General features: G+C 64.2%; 16 protein-coding genes and 1 other RNA gene. 10 read left to right on the top strand and 7 right to left on the bottom strand.

Annotated elements, in window-relative coordinates; genetic code table 11:
• Positions 1 to 183: 183 nt before the first annotated feature.
• The 6 genes from HMPREF9696_RS13020 to tkt all read right to left on the bottom strand — a co-directional run bounded on the left by HMPREF9696_RS13020 (position 184) and on the right by tkt (position 7,694).
• A complete protein-coding gene (locus tag HMPREF9696_RS13020) occupies positions 184 to 1,281 on the bottom strand; it encodes a tetratricopeptide repeat protein (protein WP_040302028.1) in 1,098 nt (365 codons plus the stop codon).
• Between the two features lie 7 nt (positions 1,282 to 1,288).
• Complete coding sequence (locus HMPREF9696_RS13015; RefSeq protein WP_002713485.1) at positions 1,289 to 1,969, bottom strand: thiamine phosphate synthase; 681 nt, start codon at positions 1,967 to 1,969, stop codon at positions 1,289 to 1,291.
• A 92-nt stretch (positions 1,970 to 2,061) separates the two neighbouring features.
• Positions 2,062 to 3,129: a class II fructose-bisphosphate aldolase gene (gene fba, locus HMPREF9696_RS13010; protein WP_002713484.1), complete on the bottom strand. Its 1,068-nt coding sequence runs from the start codon at positions 3,127 to 3,129 to the stop codon at positions 2,062 to 2,064.
• 59 nt (positions 3,130 to 3,188) lie between these two features.
• Positions 3,189 to 4,382 (bottom strand): phosphoglycerate kinase, encoded by a 1,194-nt coding sequence (locus HMPREF9696_RS13005; protein ID WP_002713483.1) that lies wholly within the window; start codon positions 4,380 to 4,382, stop codon positions 3,189 to 3,191.
• A gap of 126 nt (positions 4,383 to 4,508) precedes the next feature.
• On the bottom strand, positions 4,509 to 5,516 hold the full coding sequence (gene gap / locus HMPREF9696_RS13000; protein WP_002713482.1) for a type I glyceraldehyde-3-phosphate dehydrogenase: 1,008 nt from the start codon (positions 5,514 to 5,516) through the stop codon (positions 4,509 to 4,511).
• A gap of 192 nt (positions 5,517 to 5,708) precedes the next feature.
• A complete protein-coding gene (tkt, locus tag HMPREF9696_RS12995; RefSeq protein WP_002713481.1) occupies positions 5,709 to 7,694 on the bottom strand; it encodes a transketolase in 1,986 nt (661 codons plus the stop codon).
• 279 nt (positions 7,695 to 7,973) lie between these two features.
• On the opposite strand from tkt, the gene HMPREF9696_RS12990 reads away from it, so the two are divergent.
• From HMPREF9696_RS12990 to HMPREF9696_RS12975, 5 genes are all read left to right on the top strand, one after another.
• Positions 7,974 to 8,303: a DUF4164 domain-containing protein gene (locus HMPREF9696_RS12990; RefSeq protein ID WP_002713480.1), complete on the top strand. Its 330-nt coding sequence runs from the start codon at positions 7,974 to 7,976 to the stop codon at positions 8,301 to 8,303.
• Positions 8,300 to 8,683, top strand: coding sequence for a cell division protein ZapA (locus HMPREF9696_RS12985; RefSeq protein WP_002713479.1), 384 nt, complete (start codon positions 8,300 to 8,302; stop codon positions 8,681 to 8,683). The genes HMPREF9696_RS12990 and HMPREF9696_RS12985 overlap by 4 nt, the downstream gene beginning before the upstream one ends.
• Positions 8,684 to 8,734: 51 nt before the next feature.
• Positions 8,735 to 8,895: non-coding RNA, 6S RNA (ssrS, locus tag HMPREF9696_RS21310), on the top strand.
• 48 nt (positions 8,896 to 8,943) lie between these two features.
• The gene (locus HMPREF9696_RS12980; protein ID WP_002713478.1) at positions 8,944 to 9,534 is read left to right on the top strand and encodes a 5-formyltetrahydrofolate cyclo-ligase; all 591 of its coding nucleotides are present in this window, start codon (positions 8,944 to 8,946) and stop codon (positions 9,532 to 9,534) included.
• A 1-nt stretch (position 9,535) separates the two neighbouring features.
• Positions 9,536 to 10,354: a TIGR00282 family metallophosphoesterase gene (locus tag HMPREF9696_RS12975; protein ID WP_002713477.1), complete on the top strand. Its 819-nt coding sequence runs from the start codon at positions 9,536 to 9,538 to the stop codon at positions 10,352 to 10,354.
• 107 nt (positions 10,355 to 10,461) lie between these two features.
• Here HMPREF9696_RS12975 and HMPREF9696_RS12970 read toward each other — a convergent pair whose 3' ends face one another.
• Positions 10,462 to 12,213, bottom strand: a complete 1,752-nt coding sequence (locus HMPREF9696_RS12970) for a methyl-accepting chemotaxis protein (protein ID WP_002713476.1) — start codon at positions 12,211 to 12,213, stop codon at positions 10,462 to 10,464.
• 230 nt (positions 12,214 to 12,443) lie between these two features.
• Here HMPREF9696_RS12970 and HMPREF9696_RS12965 point away from each other — a divergent pair, with 230 nt between their 5' ends.
• The 5 genes from HMPREF9696_RS12965 (at position 12,444) to ruvB (ending at position 16,981) form a co-directional block, all read left to right on the top strand.
• Positions 12,444 to 13,190: a YebC/PmpR family DNA-binding transcriptional regulator gene (locus HMPREF9696_RS12965; RefSeq protein WP_002713475.1), complete on the top strand. Its 747-nt coding sequence runs from the start codon at positions 12,444 to 12,446 to the stop codon at positions 13,188 to 13,190.
• A gap of 218 nt (positions 13,191 to 13,408) precedes the next feature.
• Positions 13,409 to 14,779, top strand: coding sequence for a magnesium transporter (gene mgtE, locus HMPREF9696_RS12960; RefSeq protein WP_002713474.1), 1,371 nt, complete (start codon positions 13,409 to 13,411; stop codon positions 14,777 to 14,779).
• 32 nt (positions 14,780 to 14,811) lie between these two features.
• Positions 14,812 to 15,327, top strand: coding sequence for a crossover junction endodeoxyribonuclease RuvC (ruvC, locus tag HMPREF9696_RS12955; RefSeq protein ID WP_002713473.1), 516 nt, complete (start codon positions 14,812 to 14,814; stop codon positions 15,325 to 15,327).
• A complete protein-coding gene (gene ruvA / locus HMPREF9696_RS12950) occupies positions 15,324 to 15,941 on the top strand; it encodes a Holliday junction branch migration protein RuvA (protein WP_002713472.1) in 618 nt (205 codons plus the stop codon). The genes ruvC and ruvA overlap by 4 nt, the downstream gene beginning before the upstream one ends.
• Entirely contained in the window at positions 15,938 to 16,981 is a 1,044-nt protein-coding gene (ruvB, locus tag HMPREF9696_RS12945) for a Holliday junction branch migration DNA helicase RuvB (protein WP_002713471.1), read from the top strand. Before ruvA ends, ruvB begins: the two co-directional genes overlap by 4 nt.
• The last annotated feature ends 6 nt before the right edge of the window (positions 16,982 to 16,987 follow it).

Genomic DNA, 16,987 nt, shown 5'->3' with positions numbered 1-16,987 from the left:
TCTCGGCTTGGTGGGATCGGCAAAGGGCCGGATCGGATACGGACAGGATTGAAGGGCGATGGTTGGCGTCAAAGCGCAGGCGCGTCAAGGGCGTTGGGGGCGTTTTCGGGCGGAGCGGGGGCTCCGGTTTCGCATTGATAAATATGGTCAAATCGGGCTTTGCCAGCAGCGCAGGATATCCGGCTACTTGGTGCCGAACCACTTCTTGGCAAGGTCTTCGGCCTTCGCCCGGTCAACCGGCGATAATTCTGCGAACTGCGCGTCGAGATCGGGATCGCCGTTGCCGGCTGTTTTCGCGATCAGGTGCCACTTGAAGCCCTGAATCTTGTCCATCGGTGCGCCCATTCCCTCGATCAGAATGCGGGCGAGGCGGTTTTGCGCGATCGGACTGTTCTGCCGCGCGGCGCGCGTCAGCAGGGCGACGGCGGTCGGGACGTCTTTTGGTGTGCCCGTGCCGTTGTACAGCGCGATGGCGTATTCCACTTCGGCATCGAGATTGTCGACCATCGCGGCCAGCCGCATCAGCTTCGCGGCCTCCGTGAGATTCTTCTCGACGCCGCGGCCTTCCTTGTAAAGCGTCGCGAGGGCGTATTGCGCTTCGGGATTGCCTGCCGTGGCTGCCTGCCGGAACAGTTCTGCGGCGCGCTTGACGTCCTGAGGGAATGTCTGGCCTTCGAGATAGAGCAGCCCGAGGTTGTAGGCGGCGGCGGCCTTTCCAAGTTTGGCGGATGAAGCCAGCAGGCGCGCGCCTTCCTCGCGGTTGGCGGGGCCTGCGCGTCCGGCGATCCTCATCATGCCGAGGGCGAACATGGCCTCGCGGTCGCCGCGGTCGGCAGCCTGCTTGTACCATTCCGCCGCCTTGGCGTCGTCGCGCTTGATGCCGAGGGCATTGGAATAAAGCTCGCCGAGCAGGGTCATGGATTTCGGGTCGCCCGTTTCCTGCGCGCGCTTCAACGCGATGTTGAAGGCGGTCCGGTAAAGGCCCTGCTGATACGCACCATAGGCAAGATCGACGTTCGGATCATCAGCAGCCGGAGCAGGCGCGGGCGTCGCGGCTTTTGCCGGCTCGTTCTTTTTGGGCTTCGCAGCTTCAGTCTTCGGTTTCGGCGCCGCTTTCGGCGGTGATTTGGCCGCAGGCTTTTCCGCCGGCTTGATCGGCTCGGGAAACGGATTCGGCCCCTGAGCCGACGCATTCGCGGACAGCGCGACAACACCGGCCATCACCGATGCAAGAAGTCTTGCACGGGCGGCGGGTGATGCTCTGCGGCGAAGCGCGGTCATCGCGGCTTTATTCTCCTGTGACAGCAGCTTGCGCAACGGATTTTTCAAATCCGCGCGCGACCGCCTTGCCGGCTTCGATCAGAGCGGTCTTTGCGCCGCGCGAATCCTGCCAGATGAAATCACCGAGCAGGACGAAATCCGCGCCGGCGGCGGCGAACAACTGGGCTTCCTCAACTGTCGTTGCGAACCCTACGCAAGGGGGCTCGAACAGTTCGGCCCACCAGTCCAGCCGCTCGCAAATGGCGTCCGCAGACGGACGCTCGCCGTTTGCATCCGGCTCGCCGAACAGGACGTAGTCTGCGCCCGCTTCGCCCGCCACCATCGCATCATGCCGCGTGACAAGGCCGCCGACGCCGAGAATGCGGTCGGGCTTCAGCGACGGCATCGCCTCCTGCATTGCCGCGATGCCATAGACATTCGCGCCGTCCGCGCCTGCGCGCGCCGTCTGCGCGAAATGCCCGTCGATCAGCAGGGCGGCGCCTGCGGCCTGAACCGGCGGCGCGAGCGCCTTGGCGCGCTGGATGATGCTGCGCTCATCCCCGGGCGAAAGGCGCAGCAGGACGGCGGCGACATCCGCCGCCGCCAGCAGCGCGGGCAATTCGGCGACAAGCTGCGCGGGATCGGCAACGACGGGCGTTGCGAGATAGAGACGAGGCGCGGGACGCTGCGGGGGAGGTTTGTTGGCCATGATGGCGGTGTGATGCTCGTGTGAATGCGGAACAGATCACCGGACTGCGGCCAAAAAAGGGGCGGGATCGTGTCCCGCCCTCTCGATGATCGTCAGGCGATCTTCGGGTCGAGTTCGCCCTTGGCGTAGCGCTGCGCCATCTGGGCGGTCGTCAGCACCTTCTTGATCTTGCTGGCCTGACCTGCGGTATTGAATTCTTCCAGGCGCTGCTTGCAGAGCTTGGTCATCGCTTCCATCGCGGGCTTGAGATATTTGCGCGGATCGAACTCGCTCGGGTGTTCCTGCAACACCTTGCGGATCTGGCCGGTCATCGCCATGCGGTTGTCGGTGTCAATGTTGATCTTGCGCACGCCGTTCTTGATGCCGCGCTGAATTTCGGAGACCGGCACGCCCCAGGTCGGCTTCATCTGGCCGCCGAACTTGTTGATGATGTCCTGCAGGTCCTGCGGCACCGACGACGAGCCGTGCATGACCAGATGCGTGTTCGGCAGCTTGCGGTGAATTTCCTCGATCACGTTCATGGCGAGGATGTCGCCATCCGGCTTGCGGGTGAACTTGTAGGCGCCGTGCGAGGTGCCCATCGCAATCGCCAGTGCATCGACCTGGGTTTCCTTGACGAATTTCACGGCTTCATCAGGATTGGTGAGAAGCTGGTCATGCGACAGCTTGCCCTCGAAGCCGTGGCCGTCTTCCTTCTCGCCTTCGCCGCTTTCCAGCGAGCCGAGCACACCGAGTTCGCCTTCTACCGAAATGCCGCCGAGATGCGCCATGGTGGTGACGGTCTTGGTGACGCCGACATTGTAGTCCCAATCGCCGGGGGTCTTGCCGTCGGCCTTGAGCGAGCCGTCCATCATGACCGAGGTGAAGCCGGCCTGGATCGCGGTCATGCAGGTGGCGGGTTCGTTGCCGTGGTCGAGATGCACGCAGACGGGAATGTGCGGATAGATTTCCGTCACCGCGTCCATCATGTGCTTGAGCATGACGTCGTTGGCATAGGAACGCGCGCCACGCGAGGCCTGGATGATCACCGGCGCATCCACGGCATTGGCGGCTTCCATGATGGCCAGCGCCTGTTCCATGTTGTTGATGTTGAAGGCCGGCACGCCGTAGTTATGTTCGGCGGCATGATCCAGCAATTGACGCAAGGTGATGCGAGCCATGGGGTTGTGTTCTCCGCGGTCTTGAAGGCAGCGCCAAAGGCGCCAGATCTGTTTAAAATTTAGCGTACTCTCAAAACTTCGACGCCGGGCAAAGGTTTCCCTTCCATCCACTCCAGAAAGGCGCCGCCCGCGGTCGAAACGTAGGTGAAATCGCGGCCCACGCCAGCGTGGTTGAGTGCCGCAACGGTGTCGCCGCCTCCGGCGACAGACACCAGCTTGCCGTCCCTGGTGCGCGCGGCGGCGTATTTCGCGGCCTGCACCGTGCCACGGTCGAATGGCGATATTTCAAATGCGCCGAGCGGGCCGTTCCACACCAGCGTGGCGGCGTCATCAATCGCGGCGTCGATCCGCTTGATCGACTGCGGGCCGACATCGAGAATCATGCCGTTCGCCGGAATGGCGTCGAGGCCATAGGCGTGGGACGGCGCGTTGGCCTCGAATTTCTCGGCGACCACGGCGTCCACCGGCAGGATGATGGCGCAGTTGGTGGAATTCGCCTTCACCAGAATGCGCAGCGCGGTCGCGGCGAGGTCCTTCTCGCAGAGCGAGTTGCCGACATCGACGCCCTGCGCATGCAGGAAGGTGTTGGCCATGCCGCCGCCGATCACCAGCGCATCGACCTTGGTGACGAGATTTTCCAGAAGATCAATCTTTGTCGAGACCTTCGATCCGCCGACAATCGCGATCACCGGATGCACCGGCTGTTCCAGCGCCTTGCCGAGCGCGTCGAGTTCCGCCTCCATGGTCCGGCCCGCATAGCCCGGCAGCACCCGGCCGAGGCCTTCGGTGGAGGCGTGGGCGCGATGGGCGCAGGAGAAGGCGTCGTTGACCCAGATGTCGCCGAGCTTCGCAAGCTGCGCGACAAATGCCGGATCGTTCTTTTCTTCACCGGCGTGAAAGCGGGTGTTCTCGAGGCAGAGAATCTCGCCGTCCTTCATCGCGGCGACGGCTGTCTCGGCGATGTCGCCGACGCAGTCCGGCGCGAAATCGACGTGATGCTTCACGACATAACCGAGCGCGGTGGCGACGGGCCTCAGCGAGTCTTTCGGATCCGGTCCCTTCGGGCGGCCGAAATGCGCAAGGATGATGACCTTGCCGCCGGCCTTGGACAGTTCGATGATGGTCTTGGCGATGCGCTGCAGACGGGTGGTGTCGGACACGCGGCCATTGTCCATCGGCACGTTGAGATCGACGCGCAGCAGCACGCGCTTTCCCTTCACGTCGACATCATCGAGAGTGCGAAATCCGGACATGGCGGTTGTGTTTCTTCCCCATCGTCACCCCGAGGCGCTCGCATCAACGATGCGAGCCTCGAAGGGTGAGAGCCTGTTCAAGATCATCCTTCGAGGCGCGCGGGCGCGCCTCTGGATGACGTTGTTTTAGATCAGCTTGCTCATCGCCACGGCGGTGTCCGCCATGCGGTTCGAGAAGCCCCACTCGTTGTCGTACCACGACAGCACGCGCACGAGGGTGCCGCCCTGCACCTTGGTCTGGTCGAAGGCGAAGGTCGAGGAGTGGGCGTCGTGGTTGAAGTCGATCGACACGTTCGGATGGCTGGTGGTGCCGAGAATGCCCTTCAGCTCCTGCGATGCGGCGCGCTTCATCGCGTCGTTGATCTCTTCCTTGGTGGTGGTCTTCTTGGCGACGATCTTGAGGTCGACCACCGAGACGTTCGGGGTCGGCACGCGGATCGCAACGCCGTCCAGTTTGCCCTGCAGTTCCGGCAGCACGAGGCCGATGGCCTTGGCCGCGCCGGTCGAGGTCGGGATCATCGACAGCGCCGCCGCACGGCCGCGATAGAGATCGCTGTGCATGGTGTCGAGGGTCGGCTGGTCGCCGGTATAGGCGTGGATCGTTGTCATGAAGCCGGTCTCGATGCCGACGGTGTCGTTCAGCACCTTGGCGACCGGCGCGAGGCAGTTCGTGGTGCACGAGCCGTTCGAGACGACGAGGTGATCCTTGCTCAGTTTGTCGTGGTTGACGCCGTAGACGATGGTGGCGTCAGCGCCGTCGGACGGCGCGGAGACCAGCACGCGCTTGGCGCCTGCGGTCAGATGCGCCGAAGCCTTGGCCTTGGCGCTGAAAATGCCGGTGCATTCCAGCGCGATGTCGATGCCGAGGTCCTTCCAGGGCAGGGTGGCCGGATCGCGCACTGCGGTCACCTTGATCTTGCCGTTGCCGATATCGATGGAATCGCCCTCGACCTTTACCTCGCCGGGGAAGCGGCCGTGCACCGAGTCGAAGCGCAGCAGGTGGGCGTTGGTTTCCACCGGGCCGAGGTCGTTGATGGCGACGACTTCGATGTCCGTGCGCTTGGATTCATAAATGGCCCGCAGGACGTTGCGGCCGATACGGCCAAATCCATTGATCGCGACACGGACTGCCATTCTCAAGTTCTCCTCGATGTGGTCGGAAATGACGATTTTCGAGGCGGTTTTTGCCCCGAATGACGTTTTGATGCAATCACTTGAATCCCCAAACTTGGGCCAAGGTTATCGCGCCGGGAGCCATCCGGCTCCAGGCCTTCATTTCGCGCATTCTTGCCATGCGAACCGGTCCCGGCTCGCATGGAAATGCGGTTAAAGCCGGGCCTGCGCGGCCTCCGCGACGGCTTCCGGGGTGATTCCGAAGTGCCGGTACAGGTCCTTGTAGGGGGCGCTGGCGCCAAAGCCGTCCATGCCGACGAAAATGCCGTCCGAACCGATGATGGCATCCCATCCCTGTCGGATGGCGGCCTCGACGGCGACCTTCACCGGCGCCTTGCCGATAATGGCGGCGCGCTTGTCGGCGGGAAGCTCCAGCAACAGGTCCATGCAGGGCACCGAGACCACCCGCGTCGGAATGCCGCGTGCGGCCAGCAGCTTCTGCGCCTCGACCGCCAGCGAGACTTCCGAGCCGGACGCGAAGATTGAAACCTTCGCCTCGCCGTCCGCCTTGGAGATTTCGTAGGCGCCGCTGGCGCACTTGTTGTCGGCGTCGTTGGCCAGGCGAAGCTGCGGCAGGTTCTGGCGGGTCAGCGCCATCACGCTCGGGCGCTCTTTCGCTTCGAGGGCGAGCTGCCAGCATTCCAGCGTCTCGACGGTGTCGCAGGGCCGGAAGGTGTTGCAGTTCGGGATCGCGCGCAGCGCCGCCAGATGTTCCACCGGCTGATGGGTCGGGCCGTCTTCGCCCAGGCCGATCGAATCGTGCGTCAGAACATGGATCACGCGCTCGCCCATCAGCGCCGCGAGGCGCAAGGCCGGACGCAGATAGTCGGAGAACACAAGGAACGTGCCCGAATACGGAATGAGGCCGCCATGCAGCGCCATCCCGTTCATCGCCGCCGCCATGCCATGTTCACGGATGCCGTAGTTGACGTAACGCCCGCCGTAGTTGTTGGCGGAGATCGCAACCATGCCCTTGACGCGGGTGTTGTTGGAGCCGGTGAGGTCTGCCGATCCGCCGATCATTTCCGGCACCGCTGCGGTGAGAACCTCGAGCGCGTGCTCGGACGCGGTGCGGGTCGCGATGTCCTTCGGGCTTGCCGCGAGCGCGGCCTTCATCCCGGCAACGGCTTCGGCCAGTGCCTTGGCGGGAAGGTCGCCCTTCATGCGGCGCTCGAATTCGGCGCGCGCAGAGGCGTCCTTGGTGCCGAGGGTTTTGGTCCATGCGGTGTGCGCATCTTTGCCGCGTGAGCCCGCCGCGCGCCAGGCGTCGAGAATATCCTGCGGCACTTCAAACGGAGCGGCATCCCATTTCAGGTTCTTGCGCGCGCCGGCGATTTCGTCCGCACCGAGCGGCGAGCCGTGCGACTTTTCAGAACCGGCCTTGTTCGGCGCGCCGAAGCCGATCACGGTCTTGCACGCGATCAGGCTCGGACGGTCGGATTTTTGCGCGCGGGTCAATGCGTCGGCAATCGCCTTGGGATCGTGGCCGTCGATGCGCTCCGCAGCCCAGCCGGCGGATTCAAAACGCTTCACCTGATCGACCGAATCCGACAGCGAAATCGCGCCGTCGATGGAAATGCCGTTGTCGTCGAACAGCACGATCAGCTTGTTGAGCCTGAGATGTCCGGCGAAGGCGATGGCTTCCTGGCTGATGCCTTCCATCAGGTCGCCGTCGGAGGCGAGCACGTAGGTGTGGTGATCGACCAGGTCGCCGCCGAATTCCGCGGCCATGTGGCGCTCTGCCAGCGCCATGCCGACCGCGGTGGCAATGCCCTGACCCAGCGGACCCGTGGTGGTCTCGATGCCCGGCGTGACGAAGTTTTCCGGATGACCCGGCGTCAGCGAGCCGAGCTGACGGAAATTCTTGATCTGGTCGATGGTCATCGTCGGGTTGCCGGTCAGATACAGCAGCGCATAGAGCAGCATCGAGCCGTGGCCGGCGGAGAGCACGAAGCGGTCGCGGTCCGGCCAGGTGGGGTCGCTGGCGTCGAACTTGAGGAACTGTGTGAACAGCACGGTGGCCACATCGGCCGCGCCCATGGGCAGGCCGGGATGGCCCGATTTCGCCTTTTCGACGGCATCCATGGCGAGTGCGCGAATCGCATTGGCCATACGGGAGGGATCGACACGCACAGTCATGGGAGATTTGCCTGACATTCGGTGTGGGAAGTGGGCGCGTGTCTCAAAAATGCCACGGCCGGAGGAGCTTTCGCAGGGTGGATAGCATCGCGAAACCCTTGAGTCCAAGGGCATTAGGCTGTTTTCAGCCTGTTTTCGCCATGGCGTTTTCGCTTTGTGTGCATAGCTTCCCCGCAGCGTTGCGCGGGGCTCGCCCTGGCCGTAAATTTACCCGCCTAACTGCTTGCCGGCCCGCCAGTTTTGCACCGCCGGCCAGACGACAAAGGCTGCCGTTCCGTGATGACCGACCGCACCGCCAACGGATTTGCCAGTTCCGAGCCCGCGCCGAGCGGCCCGAGCGAGATCGAACTCGCCACCAAGCGGCTGGCGGCGGCGCTCGATGCGCTGGAAAGCGCGGTGGAACGGCGCCGGGAAGCCGACCGGATCGACGACGATCTCGGCGCGCGGATCCAGTCGCTCGGCGCGGATCGCTCCCGGCTTGCCAATGAACTCGATGGAACGCTGGTGCGCTCGCGTGCGCTGGAGCGAACCAACCGCGAGATCGCAGAGCGTCTCGATGTCGCCATCGATACCATCCGCTCAGTGCTTGAGTCGGGAGAGGCCTCATGAGCCACATCAACGTGACCATCAATGGCCGCCAGTACCGCATGGCGTGCGAGGCCGGGCAGGAAAACCGGCTGCTGCGCCTTGCGGAAAGCCTCGAAGCGCGCATCGCCAACCTGCGCGGCAAGTTCGGCGAGATCGGCGACGGCCGCCTGACCGTGATGGCCGCACTCACCGTCGCTGACGAACTGGTCGATGCAGGCCAGCGGATTCGCGCGCTTGAGGAAGAGATCAACGCGCTGCGTGACGTTCGCGTTGTGGCCGCCGACCGCGCCCGCGCGACGCAATCCGCCGTGGCCAATGCGCTGAATTCGGCCTCCGAGCGCATCGAGAAAATGACGCAGGCGCTGAATCGCCCGGCCCGCAACGGCATCGCGCTCGGGTGATGAGCGCGTTCGGCGCTGGCGCTTGGGCGCGATCATGACTACATTGGTCCGGCGAGGCTGCGTCGCGCGTCAGAAACCATAATATCCCCGGGGCCTTATCGATCCTTTAGGGAACTGTCCCTGGCCGGGTCCGTGGACCCGATCACATGGTGCCCACCTACTTTCGTAGGTGCTCCGGGATCGAGTGTTTCAACGGCCATCGTGGCTTCGCACTTTCTTTTCGCTCCGGCCCTCGGCAAGGGCGGCAGGAATCTCCGCCCGTGGATGGAAATCGCTTCCTCGCAAATCTGAAGGATGATTTCCGGCGCGGCGCGCTGGCGCAGCGCGATGCGCTATCCCCGGAATCGCGTGCGGGGGCCGCCATGATCGTCGCGGCGCGCACGCTTCCCCTCGAATTGCCGCCGGGCACCATCGTCGCGGGCTATTCCCCGATCCACAGCGAACTCGATCCGTTTCCGCTGATGCGCGCCTTTGCGCTCAAGGGCGCTACGCTGGCGCTGCCGGTGATCATCGCGCGCGATCACGCGCTGATCTTTCGTGCGTGGCAGCCCGATGAAGGACTGGTGCGCGGGCCGCTCGGGATCTTCCAGCCGTCGTCCGACGCCGATGAAGTCGATCCCGACATCGTGCTGGTGCCGCTCGCGGCGTTCGACCGCGCGGGACATCGCATCGGCTATGGCCGCGGCTACTATGACCGCACGCTGCAAAATCTCCGCGCCGCAAAGAAGGTGACAGTGATCGGCCTCGCGTTTGCGGTGCAGGAAATCGAAACCGTGCCGCGACTTCCGCACGACGAACAGCTCGATTGTGTGCTAACCGAACGCGAGCTGATTGATCTTCGGAGTTTATAAATTGCGCATTCTTTTTGTCGGCGATGTGGTGGGACGGAGCGGCCGCGCGGCCGTGACCGAGACGCTGCCGGGCCTGATCCGCGACTGGAATCTCGATCTCGTTGTCGTGAATGGAGAGAATTCCGCCGGCGGTTTCGGCATCACCGAGGCGATCTATCACGAATTGCTGGAAGCCGGCGCGGATGCGATTACGCTCGGCAATCATTCATGGGATCAGCGCGAGGCGCTGGTGTTCATCGAGCGCGCGCCGCGCCTGATCCGCCCGGCGAATTTTCCGCCGGGCACGCCGGGACGCGGGGCCGCGCTGGTCGACACGAAAAGCGGCAAGCGCGCGCTGGTGATCAATGCCATCGGCCGCGTCTTCATGCAGCCGTTCGACGATCCGTTCACGATTCTGGATCGCGAACTGAATGCTTGTCCGCTGCGCGAGGCCGCGGATGCCGTGCTGGTCGATTTTCATGGCGAAGCGTCGAGCGAGAAGCAGGCGATCGGCTATTTCTGCGATGGCCGGGCCAGTCTTGTGGTCGGCACCCACACCCATGTGCCGACCTCCGATCATCGGATTCTGCCCGCGGGCACGGCCTACATGACTGATGCCGGCATGACGGGCGATTATGACTCCGTCATCGGCATGCAGAAGGACGAACCGCTCGGACGTTTCCTGCGCGGTTATCCTGCGGGACGGTTCGAGGCTGCGGACGGCACCGCGACCCTGAGCGGTGTGGCGGTGGAAACCGACGACGCGACAGGTCTTGCCACGCGCGTCGCGCCGGTGCGGATCGGGCCATTGCTCGACCGCGCGCTGCCGGGATTCTGGTAGCTGTCATTGCGAGCGAAGCGAAGCAATCCATTCTTCAAAAGCAAGTATGGATTGCTTCGTCGCTTCGCTCCTCGCAATGACGTTGTGAGACTGCGCGCCTGATTTGCTTAAATCTTGTAAGCCGTCCGGAACCCGCCCCAGTGGCGGCCGTTGACGCGGATAGGCACATCGATCTCGCGCATCATGATCGTCTGGCCGTTGCCCATGTCGCGGGCGTAGCTCTGGATCAGATACGAGCGGATATTGCGCCCGGCGGCAAGGCCCGCCGGATCGTTGAAGATGCGTCGATTGCGGCAGTTCGCTGTGTTCCATGCGGTGTCGCCGGGGCGCTGCGGCTGCGAGTAGACCTTATTGTGAACCGGCAGGTAGCCGTTGCGGTCGATGGTGGCGCAGAACGCCGCGCGTGAATCGCGCGCCAGCATGGTCTCCTGAATGTCGGGAAGCGCGCGGTCGGCCCAGTCGAGAAATCGCGTGCGGTACTGCACCGGATCGGAGCCTTCGATCTTCACATAATTTTCGTCAAACAGATCGTCGATGCTGATATCGCCGCGCGCGACCGCGGTCTCGAAAATTTTGGTGATCGCGTCGCCGGCTTCCATCGCGCGGGTGACGAATTCGGTGTTTTCGTCGTGGATGGTCCAGACCTTGTCCTCGATCCGGTCCTTGAGCGCGGCGTCAGGCGAGACGAATTCCGCCTGCGCTCCGCCCGATGTCTGGCCGGTGACGCGGATGCTGCATGAGCCGATGTCCTGCAGCTTGGCCTGCATGATCTGCTGCAGCGGCAAAGAGGCCGCGCCCGCGCCGCCGATCAGAAGGCCGTCGACGGAAATCTCGAACACCTCCGCCTTGACCGGCGACCGTCCGGTCTCGATCTCGATCTGAAGACGGCAGGGCATCCGCTCGGCCTTGCGCTCCTCGTTCTCATTCTGGCGCAGCAGGACGGCGCAGCGCGTTTTCAGCTTCTCGGCGAACATCGTCACGGCCTTGCCGGCCTGCGCGACGCTCTCGCCGTGGCTTTCGGCTTCGCGCGCCGCGTTGTCGATCTCGGCGCTGCTGGTGCCGACCGACACGATGAATTGCGAGGCGGAGGCAGCGTTCTGCGTGATCTCGCCGGTGGTTTCGTTCTGCTCGGCCACCGCGCCGTTGACATGAGCGAACACCGGCTTGATGGCGTCGATCGCAGCCGTGATCCGGTGAACCGCATCGAACGAGGTCGCAGCGTCCTGCTGCAGGGCGTCGATCTTGCGCTTGATCTCTTCGGTGGCGTTCTGGGTCTGGACGGCAAGCGCCTTCACTTCGGAGGCGACCACCGCGAATCCCTTGCCGGCAGAGCCGGCGCGGGCCGCTTCGATGGTGGAGTTCAGCGCCAGCAGCGTGGTCTGCTTGGCGATCATCGCAATCAGGTTGACCACATTGCCGATGGCGGCAGAGGATTCGCGCAAACGTTCGACATTGAGGCCGGCTTCGCGCGCGGCCTCGCTCGCCTCATCCGCCAGCTTGCTGGCGTCGCGCACCTGCGCGCCGATGCCGTGGGCGGACTGGGTGAACTTGTCCGCTGACTGCGAGAAGGTTTCAGCCGTGGCCTGCGCTTCGCTGGTCCGGCCGGCGAGCGTGTCGGCGCGATGGCGGATGGCGGACAGTGTCGAGGCAGTGGACTGGGCGCCGCTGGCCACGGAGTTCGCCGCCCGTTCGAGCTGGCGGATCATGGCGGCCAGTTCGAGTTCCAGAAGTTCGAGAATCTCGCGGGCCGAGTCGTGATGGGGAGCTGCAACCGGCTCCGGCGCCGCAACCGGCGCATCAGGGGAAATATCCGGCGTGACCTGTTCTGGCAGCCGCTTCCGAAAAAGACCGAACGCCATGAGGGAGCTCTGAAATATGAGTAATAGGAGGCATTATCGCACTCCGGCGTGAACTCATGGTTAACTTGTGCCTGTTCTCGAGGCGGCCGAACGTATCGCCATACCGAAAATCGGGCATTCCGCCTTTAATTTTGACTGTTCCCGGACTATAACGCCGCCCCGCCGGGGTCTTTGCGTTAACAATGGCCCGGACCCACACAGCGCATTGCCGACACCTTGAGAGGCTTCCGATGGCCGGACATTCCCAATTCAAGAACATCATGCACCGCAAGGGCAAACAGGATGCCATGCGGTCCAAGATGTTCGGCAAGCTTGCCCGTGAAATCACGGTGGCGGCGAAACTGGGAACCCCGGACCCGGCGATGAATCCCCGCCTGCGGCTGGCCATCACCGCGGCCCGCGCGGAAAACATGCCCAAGGACAATATCGAGCGCGCCATCAAGAAGGCGATCGGCAGCGACGGCGAGAACTACGATGAAATGCGCTACGAGGGCTACGGCCCCGGCGGCGTCGCGGTGATCGTCGAGGCGCTGACCGACAACCGCAACCGCGCCGCCTCCGACATCCGCTCCTACTTCACCAAGTCCGGCGGCAATCTCGGCGAAACCGGATCGGTGTCCTTCATGTTCGACCGTGTCGGGGTGATCGAATACGACGCCAAGGTGGCGTCCGACGATGCGATGCTGGAAGCCGCCATCGACGCCGGCGCCGATGACGTGGCCTCCAGCGAGGACGGCCACGAGGTTCTGGCCTCGCCGGAAACCTATCGCGAGGTGGCCAAGGCGCTGGAAGGCAAGTTCGGCGAGGCGCGCAAGGCCGCGCTGATCTGGAAGCCGCAGAACACCATCACGGTCGATGACGAGACCGGCGAGAAGCTGTTCAAGCTGCTCGACCTGCTGAACGAGCATGACGACGTCCAGAACGTCTATGCCAACTTTGAAGTCTCGGATGCGCTCGCCGCCAAGATGAGCGCCTAAGTCCGGCCTGTATCCCGTCGTTCGTTTTTGTCTTGACGCCGCGCCGCTGAAGGATCATGTCAGCCGCAGGGCGGTGGTGTTCGCATGCCGCCCGTCACCGGAAACCAATCAACCATGCCAAGCGACAGTCCACGTATTTCGCCGACAACGGTCCCGGTGGTCTAGAGCGCTTCCAGCTCACCGCCCCTGCTGTTGCCGGCAGAACCCGAAGGTGAGCTATGACGGAAATCCACGCGCCAGAGGGCGAGTTCAACGCGGCTGTGCTGGCTGCGAGCCTGATCGGCGAGCATGTCGCCGACACCGTCGAAATCCTCAACAAGCTCGAACCGGCGCAGGCCGCGGATGTGGTGCGGCTGCTGCCGCGCGATGTCGCGATCGAAATCCTCGACAAGCCGGAACTGGATTTCGGCGCCGAGATCATCGAAGCGCTGCCGCGCTATGTCGCCGCCCCGCTGCTGGCGGGCATGTCCGCCGACATGGCGGCGGATATCGTGCAACTGCTTGAGGAGCCCGCGAAGACCGAGCTTCTCGGCGCGCTTGATGAGGTGTCGCGCGCCGCGATTGTCGGCCTTCTGGCCTATCCGGAAAACACCGCCGGCGCGATGATGACCACCGAGTTCGTCAGCGTGCCGGGCAACTGGACCGTGGACCAGACGATGCAGCACATCCGCCGTGTCGAACGTTCCCGCGAGACGGTCTATGCGATCTATGTGCTGGACCCCGTGACGCGGCGTCTTGTCGGCGCGGTGACGCTGCGGCGGCTGATCGCGGGCGAACCATCGGCCAACATCATGACCCTGATTCCGGAGCATGAGACGATCACGACCCTCCCGCTGGTCGATCGCGAAGATGTCGCGCGCCTGATCACCCGCCACGATCTGCTCGCGGTGCCGGTGCTCGACAAGGCGGGACACGTTCTCGGCATTGTCACCGTGGACGACATCATCGACGCCATCATCGAGGAAAGCACCGAGGACGTGCAGAAGTTCGGCGGCATGTCGGCGACCGAAGAGCCCTACATGCAGATCGGTCTGCTGGACATGATCCGCAAGCGCGGCGGCTGGCTGTCGGTGCTGTTCGTCAGCGAGATGCTGACCGCGAGCGTCATGCAGCATTTCGAGGGCCAGCTCGAGAAGGCGCTGGTGCTGACCCTGTTCATTCCACTGATCATGAGTTCGGGCGGCAATTCGGGATCGCAGGCGACCTCGCTGCTGATCCGCTCGCTCGCCCTGCATGACGTGAAACTCGCAGACTGGTGGCGAGTGATGATGCGGGAACTGCCGACCGGCCTGATCCTCGGCGGACTGCTCGGCCTCATCGGCTTTGCGCGCGTGGTGGTGTGGCAGAAGCTCGGCATCTACGATTATGGCGAGCACTGGGTGCTGGTGGGGTTCACGGTGGCGGCGGCGCTGGTCGGTGTGGTCACCTTCGGGTCGGTCGCGGGTTCGATGCTGCCCTTCGCCTTGCAGCGGGTGGGATTCGATCCAGCCAGCGCATCGGCCCCTTTCGTCGCCACCCTGGTCGATGTCACCGGGTTGATGATCTATTTCAGCGCTGCGGTGCTGATCCTGCGCGGCACGCTGCTGTGACGCCGGACGCCCGATTCGGGTAGACTGCCCATATGACGTCACGCGCGATTCGCATTCTGGGGATTGATCCCGGCCTCCGCCGCACCGGCTGGGGCGTGATCGACATCGACGGCAACCGGCTGATTTATGTCGGCTGCGGCTCGGTCGAATCCCGCGAAGCCGCGCCGCTGGCCGAGCGGTTGCTGGCGATCCACGAAGGGCTGGCGCGGGTGCTCGGCGAGTTCAATCCGGTGGAAGCCGCGGTCGAGCAGACCTTCGTCAACAAGGACGGCGCATCGACCCTCAAGCTCGGGCAGGCGCGCGGCGTCGCCATGCTGGCGCCTGCGATGTTCGGCATCGCAGTCGCGGAATACGCGCCCAACCAGGTCAAGAAGACCGTGGTCGGCGCAGGCCATGCCGACAAGAACCAGATCCGCGTCATGCTAGGCGTGCTGCTGCCGAAGGCCGCGCCGAAAACGCCGGATGCCGCCGACGCGCTGGCGATTGCCATTACTCACGCCCATCACCGGCAAAGCGCCATGCTGAAGCTCAGGATCGCGGGCGCATGATCGGAAAACTCAAAGGGCTGATCGACTCCTACGGCGAAGATTATGTGATCCTCGACGTGCAGGGCGTCGGCTATCAGGTGCATTGCTCCGCGCGCACGCTGCAGGCGCTGCCGCAGCCCGGCGAAGCCGCCATGCTGTCGATCGAGACGTATGTGCGCGAGGACCAGATCAAGCTGTTCGGCTTCCGCACCGACATGGAGCGCGAATGGTTTCGTCTGCTGCAGACGGTGCAGGGCGTCGGCGCCAAGGTCGCGCTCGCGGTGCTCTCCACCTTGCCGCCGTCCGATCTCGCCAATGCCATCGCGTTGCGCGACAAGGCGGCGGTGGCGCGCACGCCGGGCGTCGGCCCGAAGGTGGCCGAGCGCATCGTCACTGAACTGAAGGACAAGACACCTGCTTTCGGAAGCGTCGATCCGGCGGTGGTGCATCTGTCTGGCGCGCTGGATGACAATCTTGCGCCGCGCCCCGTGGCCGACGCGATTTCCGCGCTGGTCAACCTCGGCTATGGTCAGCCGCAGGCGGCCGCCGCCATTGCCGCCGCAACGCGCAGCGCAGGCGATAAAGCGGAGACCGCACAGCTCATTCGGCTGGGTCTGAAGGAACTGTCGAAGTGAGCAATCCTACCCGCATCGTCACCCCCGAGCGCCGCGCCGATGACATCGGCGACACCTCGCTGCGTCCGCAGAACCTGTCCGAGTTCGTGGGGCAGGCGCAGGCGCGCGCCAATCTTCAGGTGTTTATCGACGCTGCGCGCAAGCGTGGCGAAGCACTGGACCATGTGCTGTTTGTCGGCCCGCCCGGTCTCGGCAAGACCACGCTGGCGCAGATCGTCGCGCGCGAGCTCGGCGTCGGCTTCCGCGCCACATCGGGTCCTGTGATTGCGAAGGCGGGCGATCTCGCCGCGCTGCTGACCAATCTCGAGGAGCGCGATGTGCTGTTCATCGACGAAATCCACCGGCTCAGTCCGCAGGTGGAGGAAGTGCTCTATCCCGCAATGGAGGATTTCCAGCTCGATCTCATCATCGGCGAGGGACCGGCGGCGCGCTCGGTGAAAATTGATCTCGCCAAATTCACGCTGGTGGGCGCGACCACGCGCGCCGGCCTTTTGACCAATCCGCTGCGCGACCGCTTCGGCATTCCGGTGCGGCTGAATTTCTATACCGAGGACGAACTGGAAAAGATCGTCACCCGCGGCGCGCGTGTGCTCGGCATCGGCATGACGGGCGATGGCGCCAACGAGATCGCGCGCCGTGCGCGCGGCACGCCGCGCATTGCGGGCCGTCTGCTGCGCCGGGTGCGCGACTTCGCCGAAGCGGCCGACGCCAGCGCCATCGACCGCAAGATCGCCGACAATGCGCTCGGCGCGCTGGAAGTGGACAAGGCCGGCCTCGATGCGATGGACCGCCGTTATCTTACAACGATTGCGCTGAACTACGGCGGCGGTCCCGTCGGCGTCGAGACCATGGCGGCGGCGCTGTCCGAGCCGCGCGATGCCATCGAGGATATCATCGAGCCATACCTGATCCAGTGTGGCTACCTGCAGCGCACACCGCGCGGGCGGCTGCTCACCTCGCATGCTTTCAGGCATCTTGGTCTGGCCGAGCCGTCGCGCGACCCGGCGCAGTTCGGTATGTTCGATCGCGACGAAGACTGAACGGGA

This window comes from Afipia clevelandensis ATCC 49720 (assembly GCF_000336555.1).
GTDB classification, from domain to species: domain Bacteria; phylum Pseudomonadota; class Alphaproteobacteria; order Rhizobiales; family Xanthobacteraceae; genus Afipia; species Afipia clevelandensis.
The sequence above is the reverse complement of the archived record's forward strand: the minus strand, read 5'-3'. Positions and strand labels throughout refer to the sequence as shown.

Coding starts and splice junctions, on each gene's coding strand:
- HMPREF9696_RS13020 (WP_040302028.1), bottom strand. CDS start 1,281: ATGACCGCGCTTCGCCGCAGAGCATCACCCGCCGCCCGTGCAAGACTT.
- HMPREF9696_RS13015 (WP_002713485.1), bottom strand. CDS start 1,969: ATGGCCAACAAACCTCCCCCGCAGCGTCCCGCGCCTCGTCTCTATCTC.
- fba (WP_002713484.1), bottom strand. CDS start 3,129: ATGGCTCGCATCACCTTGCGTCAATTGCTGGATCATGCCGCCGAACAT.
- HMPREF9696_RS13005 (WP_002713483.1), bottom strand. CDS start 4,382: ATGTCCGGATTTCGCACTCTCGATGATGTCGACGTGAAGGGAAAGCGC.
- gap (WP_002713482.1), bottom strand. CDS start 5,516: ATGGCAGTCCGTGTCGCGATCAATGGATTTGGCCGTATCGGCCGCAAC.
- tkt (WP_002713481.1), bottom strand. CDS start 7,694: ATGACTGTGCGTGTCGATCCCTCCCGTATGGCCAATGCGATTCGCGCA.
- HMPREF9696_RS12990 (WP_002713480.1), top strand. CDS start 7,974: ATGACCGACCGCACCGCCAACGGATTTGCCAGTTCCGAGCCCGCGCCG.
- HMPREF9696_RS12985 (WP_002713479.1), top strand. CDS start 8,300: ATGAGCCACATCAACGTGACCATCAATGGCCGCCAGTACCGCATGGCG.
- HMPREF9696_RS12970 (WP_002713476.1), bottom strand. CDS start 12,213: ATGGCGTTCGGTCTTTTTCGGAAGCGGCTGCCAGAACAGGTCACGCCG.
- HMPREF9696_RS12965 (WP_002713475.1), top strand. CDS start 12,444: ATGGCCGGACATTCCCAATTCAAGAACATCATGCACCGCAAGGGCAAA.
- mgtE (WP_002713474.1), top strand. CDS start 13,409: ATGACGGAAATCCACGCGCCAGAGGGCGAGTTCAACGCGGCTGTGCTG.
- ruvC (WP_002713473.1), top strand. CDS start 14,812: ATGACGTCACGCGCGATTCGCATTCTGGGGATTGATCCCGGCCTCCGC.
- ruvA (WP_002713472.1), top strand. CDS start 15,324: ATGATCGGAAAACTCAAAGGGCTGATCGACTCCTACGGCGAAGATTAT.